The 6,867-nt window shown below is 69.0% G+C and carries 8 protein-coding genes; 7 read left to right on the top strand and 1 reads right to left on the bottom strand.

The window, feature by feature from the left end; all coding sequences use genetic code 11:
* The 3 genes from L632_RS25060 to L632_RS0121680 all read left to right on the top strand — a co-directional run.
* A partial coding sequence (locus L632_RS25060; RefSeq protein WP_036699130.1) for a citrate/2-methylcitrate synthase occupies positions 1-289 on the top strand: 289 nt, incomplete at its 5' end.
* Between the two features lie 68 nt (positions 290-357).
* Positions 358-861 carry a DUF1284 domain-containing protein gene (locus tag L632_RS24140; RefSeq protein ID WP_084637744.1) on the top strand — a complete coding sequence of 168 codons (504 nt, stop codon included), beginning with the start codon at positions 358-360 and terminating at the stop codon, positions 859-861.
* Positions 858-1,511 carry an SDR family oxidoreductase gene (locus tag L632_RS0121680; RefSeq protein WP_028717593.1) on the top strand — a complete coding sequence of 218 codons (654 nt, stop codon included), beginning with the start codon at positions 858-860 and terminating at the stop codon, positions 1,509-1,511. Before L632_RS24140 ends, L632_RS0121680 begins: the two co-directional genes overlap by 4 nt.
* Here the strand turns inward: L632_RS0121680 and L632_RS0121675 are convergent.
* Positions 1,508-2,941, bottom strand: a complete 1,434-nt coding sequence (locus L632_RS0121675; RefSeq protein ID WP_028711107.1) for a cobyric acid synthase — start codon at positions 2,939-2,941, stop codon at positions 1,508-1,510. The genes L632_RS0121680 and L632_RS0121675 overlap by 4 nt on opposite strands.
* A 69-nt stretch (positions 2,942-3,010) precedes the next feature.
* Between L632_RS0121675 and secG the strand changes: the two genes are divergently transcribed.
* The 4 genes from secG (at position 3,011) to ppk2 (ending at position 6,822) form a co-directional block, all read left to right on the top strand.
* Complete coding sequence (secG, locus tag L632_RS0121670; RefSeq protein WP_028711108.1) at positions 3,011-3,547, top strand: preprotein translocase subunit SecG; 537 nt, start codon at positions 3,011-3,013, stop codon at positions 3,545-3,547.
* A 146-nt stretch (positions 3,548-3,693) separates the two neighbouring features.
* Entirely contained in the window at positions 3,694-5,337 is a 1,644-nt protein-coding gene (locus tag L632_RS0121665; RefSeq protein ID WP_028711109.1) for a CTP synthase, read from the top strand.
* A gap of 48 nt (positions 5,338-5,385) precedes the next feature.
* On the top strand, positions 5,386-5,838 hold the full coding sequence (locus tag L632_RS0121660) for a hypothetical protein (RefSeq protein ID WP_028711110.1): 453 nt from the start codon (positions 5,386-5,388) through the stop codon (positions 5,836-5,838).
* 75 nt (positions 5,839-5,913) lie between these two features.
* The gene (gene ppk2 / locus L632_RS0121655) at positions 5,914-6,822 is read left to right on the top strand and encodes a polyphosphate kinase 2 (RefSeq protein WP_028711111.1); all 909 of its coding nucleotides are present in this window, start codon (positions 5,914-5,916) and stop codon (positions 6,820-6,822) included.
* The last annotated feature ends 45 nt before the right edge of the window (positions 6,823-6,867 follow it).

Raw genomic sequence — 6,867 nt, 5'->3', positions numbered from 1 at the left:
CAACCCGACGCTGCAGGTCGCCAAGGAGCTGGAGCGGATCGCGCTGGAAGACGAGTATTTCGTCTCGAAGAAGCTCTATCCGAACGTGGATTTCTACTCGGGCATCATCCTGGAAGCCATGGGCTTCCCGACCTCGATGTTCACGCCGATCTTTGCGCTGTCGCGCACCGTCGGCTGGATCTCGCAGTGGAAGGAGATGATCGCCGATCCGCAGAACAAGATCGGCCGGCCGCGCCAGCTCTACGTCGGCTCGCCGCGGCGGGACTACAAGCCGCTGGACGCCCGCTGAGCGAGCGGGAACAGGATCAGGACCGGCCCCGGAACAGTTCCGGGGCCGTTCTGCTGCGCCCGCATCACGTGCTTTGCGCGATCGGCTGGCGGGGCAGCGGCTATTCGCCGGAATTCACCGAGAACATGAACGCCATCGTGCTGGGGCGGCTGCGGGCTGATCCGCAGACGCCGGTGGTCTTCACCGTCATGGCCGATGCGATCTGCCGTCCCTGCCCGTCGCGGCGCGGCATGGGCTGCGCCGCGGACGACCGGATCGGCCGGCTCGACAGGCGCCATGCCGCCGCGCTCGGCATCCGTTCGGGCCAGCGCATGACCTGGGCCGAGGCGCAGGCCCGCGCCACCGCGCGGTTGCGGCCCGGGGATCTCGGCCGGATCTGCTCGGGCTGCCAATGGCTCGATCTGGGCATGTGCCAGTCGGCGCTGGCGGATCTGCAGCGGGCCGAGGCCGGCCGGGGAATTTTCCCGCCGGATCAGCCTGCTGCCCGGGACGGGCACGATGACGCACCCGCCGCGAAGGCCGCGCTTCGGGGCTTGCGCGACCGCTGCGCGGATGCGAAATCGGCGCCATGACCGAGCATGACAAAATCGCGCTGATCACCGGCGCCTCGCGCGGCCTTGGCGCCGCTTTGGCCGAAACCCTTGCCGGCCGGGGCTGGCACATCCTGGCCGTCGCCCGCACCACCGGCGCGCTGGAGGAACTGGACGACCGCATCCGCAAGGCCGGCGGCGCGGCGACGCTGGCGCCGATGGATGTCGGCCAGCCCGAGGCCATGGTGCAGATGGTGCAGGCCGTCATGGGCCGCTGGGGCGGGCTGGACCTTTGGGCGCATTGCGCGATCCATGCCGCCCCGCTGTCGCCGGCCGGGCATATCGACGGCAAGGATTTCCAGAAATCGGTCGATCTGAACCTCGTCGCCACGCGCGGGCTGATCGGGCTGATCGAGCCGCTGCTGCGCGCCCGCAAGGGCACGGCGCTGTTCTTCGACGACAGGCGGGCGGGGCAGAAGTTCTTCGGCAGCTACGGCGCCACCAAGGCCGGGCAGATCGCGCTGGCCCGCAGCTGGCAGGCCGAGAACGAGACGCTCGGTCCCCGCGTGGTCATCGCCGAGCCTGCGCCGATGCCGACCGCGCTGCGCGCCCGCTTCTTCCCCGGCGAGGACCGCGCCCGCCTGACCCCCTGTCAGGTCGAGGCCGAGCGCATCCTGGCCGAGATCCTCTAGCGCGCCAGCGCGAAAAGCGCATCGATGTCCAGATGCGCTTCCAGATGCACGGCCAGCCGGTCCAGAACATCCTCGACGCCGGCGCCGTAATCCAGCGCCGAGGCGGCGCCGAACCCGGCCAGCCAGGCGGCGCGGAAGGCATCGCCGGAAAACAGCCCGTGCAGATAGGTGCCGGCGACGCGGCCGTCGGGGCTGGTGGCGCCGTCCGGCGCGGGGATATGGGCGAAGGGGCGGGCGCAATCAGGCCCCTCGGTGCGGCCCATATGGATCTCGTAGCCCTCGACCGGCTGGCCGAAGGCCGTGCCTGCGATCCGCGTCAGCCGCTTCTCGGACGCCATGCGGGTCTCGACCTCCAGCAGGCCCAGGCCGGGGGTGCTGCCGGGGTCGCCGTCATGGCCGCCGGGGTCGTGGACCCAGCGCCCCAGCATCTGATAGCCGCCGCAGATGCCCAAAACCCGGCCGCCGCGCCGCAGATGCGCGAAAAGATCGATGTCCCAGCCCTGCGCGCGCAGGAAGGCCAGGTCGCCGCGCGTCGATTTCGTGCCCGGCAGGATCACCAGATCGGCATCCCCCGGCAGGGCCCGACCGGGCGGCACCATGGTCAGCCGCACGCCCGGCTCGGCCGCGAGCGGGTCGAGATCGTCGAAATTGGCGATGCGCGACAGCATCGGGCAGGCGATATGCAGCCCGCCCATGCCCGAGATGCGGCGCAGGTCGACCGCATCCTCGGCCGGCAGAAGCGCGGCATCGGGGAACCAGGGCACAAGGCCGAGGTCCGGCCAGCCGGTGCGCTCGGCGATGAAGGCGCGGCCGGCATCGAAGAGGGACGGATCGCCGCGGAAGCGGTTGATCAGGAAGCCGCGGATCATCGCGGCATCCTCCGGGTCGATCACGGCCTGCGTGCCAACGACCTGCGCGATCACGCCGCCGCGATCGATGTCGCCGGCCAGCACCACCGGCACGCCGGCGGCACGGGCAAAACCCATGTTGGCGATGTCGCGGGCACGCAGGTTGACCTCGGCCGGGCTGCCCGCGCCCTCGACCAGCACCAGATCATGCGCGGCGCGCAGCCGGGCGAAACTGTCCAGCACCGCGCCCATCAGCTGCGCCTTCAGCGCGCCGTAATCCGCCGCCGCCGCCCGCGTCACGGCACGGCCCTGCACCACCACCTGCGCGGCCCGGTCGGTCTCGGGCTTCAGCAGCACCGGGTTCATGTGGACCGAGGGCGCCAGCCCCGCCGCCCGCGCCTGAAGGGCCTGCGCCCGGCCGATCTCGCCCCCGTCCGGGGTCACGGCGGCATTGTTCGACATGTTCTGCGGCTTGAAGGGCGCCACGGCGATTCCGCGCCGCCTTGCCGCCCGGCACAATCCCGCCACCAGCAGGGATTTTCCTACATTCGACCCGGTGCCCTGGATCATCAGCGCGCCCATGCCCGCCCCCGCTTGCCAATCCGTGCCTTGGTGACTAGATAGGCGCGTCGCTGAATGAAAGGCCCCGTGGTGGAAAACGTCGTTCTTACCGTGCATCTGATCCTCGCCGTGCTTCTGATCGGGGTGGTGCTGCTGCAGCGGTCCGAAGGTGGCGGCCTTGGCATGGGCAGCGGCGGAGGCAGCGGCGTGATGACCGGCCGCCAGGCAGCGAACGCGCTGTCGCGCCTGACCTGGATCTTTGCCATCGGCTTCATCATCACCTCGATGACGCTGACCCTGATCGCCGCGCAGAACGCCTCCAGCGGCTCGATCGTGGACCAGCTGAACCTCGGCGGCTCGCAGCCCGCGCCGGCGACCAGCCTGCCCGGCATCGGCGACTATGCCCCGCCGCCCGGCGCGGGCCAGCCCGTGGTTCCGGGCGCCGGCCAGCCGGTGACGCCGCCCACGCCCGCGACCGAGACCCCGGCCCAGACGCCCGCCGCGCCCGCCGAGGGCGAGGGCAGCGCGCCCGCGACCGCCCCGGTGACGCCGCCGGCGGCAGAGGCTCCGGCCGAGACGCCGACCCCGGACGCGCCAGCGGATGCGCCGGCCCCGGCCAATAACTGACACCACAACTTGGGGGCGCGACAGGCGCCCCTTACAACAACTTGCGGTCCGTTGCGGCCACGGGACAAATCGGATATGACTCGAGTCCCGTGATGCCGCCCAGATTCGGGCCGCGATCTTCTATTGGATTTCTCACGGGGGCCTCGATGGCGCGTTACATCTTCATCACCGGCGGTGTGGTTTCTTCGCTCGGCAAGGGGCTGGCATCGGCGGCGCTGGGGGCGCTGTTGCAGGCGCGCGGCTTCACCGTCCGGCTGCGTAAGCTCGACCCCTATCTGAACGTCGATCCCGGCACGATGAGCCCCTTCGAGCATGGCGAGGTCTTCGTCACCGACGACGGCGCCGAGACAGACCTGGACCTGGGCCATTACGAACGCTTCACCGGGGTCTCGGCGCGCAAGACCGACTCGGTCTCCTCCGGCCGCATCTATTCCAACGTGCTGGAGAAGGAGCGCCGCGGCGCCTATCTGGGCAAGACCATCCAGGTCATCCCGCACGTCACCAACGAGATCAAGGACTTCCTCGCCATCGGCGAGGACGAGGTCGATTTCATGCTCTGCGAGATCGGCGGCACGGTCGGCGACATCGAGGGCCTGCCCTTCTTCGAGGCGATCCGGCAATTCGCGCAGGACCGCCCGCGCGGGCGCTGCATCTTCATGCACCTGACGCTGCTGCCCTGGCTGGCCGCCAGCGGCGAGCTGAAGACCAAGCCGACCCAGCATTCGGTCAAGGAGCTGCGCTCGATCGGCATCGCCCCGGACGTGCTGGTCTGCCGCAGCGAGCAGCCGATCCCGGAAAAGGAACGCGCCAAGATCGCGCTGTTCTGCAACGTCCGCCCCGATGCGGTGATCCCGGCCTATGACCTGAAGTCGATCTACGAGGCGCCGCTGGCCTATCACCGCGCCGGCCTCGACCAGGCGGTGCTGGACGCCTTCCAGATCAGTCCCGCCCCGCGCCCCGACCTGAGCCGCTGGGAAGACGTGATGGACCGGCTGGAGAATGCCGAGGGCCAGGTCCGCATCGCTGTGGTCGGCAAATATACCCAGCTGGAAGATGCCTACAAATCCATCGCCGAGGCGCTGACCCATGGCGGCATGGCCAATCGCGTCCGGGTCAAGGCCGATTGGGTGGACAGCGAGAAGCTGGAGGGCGAGGGCGCGCATCTGTTGGACGGCTATCACGGCATCATCGTGCCCGGCGGCTTCGGCGAGCGCGGCACCGAAGGAATGATCGCCGCGGCCCGCTACGCGCGCGAGAAGAAGGTGCCCTATCTCGGCATCTGCCTGGGCATGCAGATGGCGGTGATCGAGGCGGCGCGGAACCTCGCCGACATGCCCGACGCGGGCTCCGAGGAATTCGACCACGAGGCCGGAAAGACCCGCTTCACGCCGGTCGTCTATCACCTCAAGGAATGGGTGCAGGGCAATTACACCGTGCAGCGCAAGCTGACCGACGACAAGGGCGGCACCATGCGGCTGGGCGCCTATACCGCCGTGCTGCAACCGGGCTCGAAGATCTCGGAGGTCTATGACGGCGCGCTGGAGATCGAGGACCGCCACCGCCACCGCTACGAGGTGGATGCGAAATACCGCGAGCAGCTCGAGGCGGCGGGCCTCAGCTTCTCGGGCATGTCGCCGGACGGGCGGCTGCCCGAGGTGGTGGAATACCGCGACCATCCCTGGTTCATCGGCGTGCAGTCGCATCCCGAGCTGAAGTCGAAGCCCTTCGAGCCCGCGCCGCTGTTCGCCGGCTTCGTCCGCGCGGCGATGGAGAACGAGCGGCTGGTCTGAGCCGCCGCGCCGCGCCATAATGCCGGGACCCAGACGAACGGTCCCGACATGCGCCTTGCCCTGCCGATCCTGATGCTTTGCGGCGCCCCCGCGCTTGCGGATGCGCCGCTGTTCCTGCTCGACCAGACGCGCCTGCCCTTCGACCTTGGCCCCGGCGCGCCGCAGAACCAGCCCGCGCGGCAATCGAACTCGCCGCATGCGGCGGCGAATTCTGCGGCCAGCTCGGCCAACAGCGGATCGAGCTATGCCAATTCGCCGCGCAACCCGGCCAATGAGAAGCGGGTGATCTTCACCTCGGACGGCACGGTGGTGGGCTATTACGCGCCGAACGGCGCGGGCACGCTGAACCTGTTCACCGTGACCGGCAAGCGCGTCGCCTACCGGCCCAGGGGCAGCAAGAGCCTGTTTTCCAGCGACGGGCGCTGGTGCGGCACGGTGGCGGATGCCAGCGGCGGCGGCTTCGCCTTCGGCATCATCCGCGACTGCGCCGGGCTGTTCTAGCCGGGCCGCGCGGCCATGACACCGGATTGTCACATTGCAAGGCTAGATCGCGGGCAAGCGCAGCAGGAGATCCCCATGCAGGACCAGACACCCAAGGATTGGCTCGAAGCCGAGCTTCAGGACACGCTCGACGAGGATTTCGAGATCGAGATGGAGGACGCCGTCCTGTCGCAGGAGATCGCGCGCATCTATCGCCAGACCCATCCCGACCAGATGCCGCGCGCCGATTATTTCCGCGAGCTGCTGCGGCTTCAGGCCGAGATGATCAAGCTTCAGGACTGGGTGGTGCATCACAAGGAAAAGGTCGTGGTCATCTTCGAGGGCCGCGACAGCGCCGGCAAGGGCGGCGCGATCAAGCGCATCACCCAGCGGCTGAACCCGCGCGTCGCCCGCGTGGTGGCGCTGCCCGCGCCCTCGGACCGCGAAAAGACACAATGGTATTTCCAGCGCTACGTGCCGCACCTGCCGGCGGGGGGCGAGATCGTGCTGTTCGACCGCAGCTGGTACAACCGCGCCGGGGTCGAGCGGGTGATGGGCTTCGCGACCGAGGACCAGGTGCAGCAATTCTTCGACGACGTGCCGGAATTCGAGCGCATGCTGGTGCGTTCCGGCATCCGGCTGGTGAAATACTGGTTCTCGATCACCGACGAGGAACAGCAGATGCGCTTCCTGATGCGCATCCACGACCCGCTGAAGCAGTGGAAGCTGTCGCCGATGGACCTGCAATCCCGCGTCCGCTGGGAGGATTACACCAAGGCCAAGGAAGAGATGTTCGAGCGCACCAACATCCCCGAGGCCCCTTGGTATATCGTGCCCGGCAACGACAAGAAGCGGGCGCGGCTGAACTGCATGGCGCATCTGCTGACCATGGTCCCCTATGAGCCGGTGCCGCATGAGGAGATCACCCTGCCCGACCGGGTCTTCAACCCGGATTACGAGCGCGAGGTGCTGCCGCCCGAGCTATACGTGCCGCAACGTTACTAGGGCGGGATCGGGCTTGCGGCTGCGCCCTTGCGCGGCATGATCGGC

This window comes from Paracoccus sp. J39, from assembly GCF_000518925.1.
Classification (GTDB): Bacteria; Pseudomonadota; Alphaproteobacteria; order Rhodobacterales; family Rhodobacteraceae; genus Paracoccus.
This window is presented reverse-complemented; position numbering and strand designations above follow the sequence as displayed.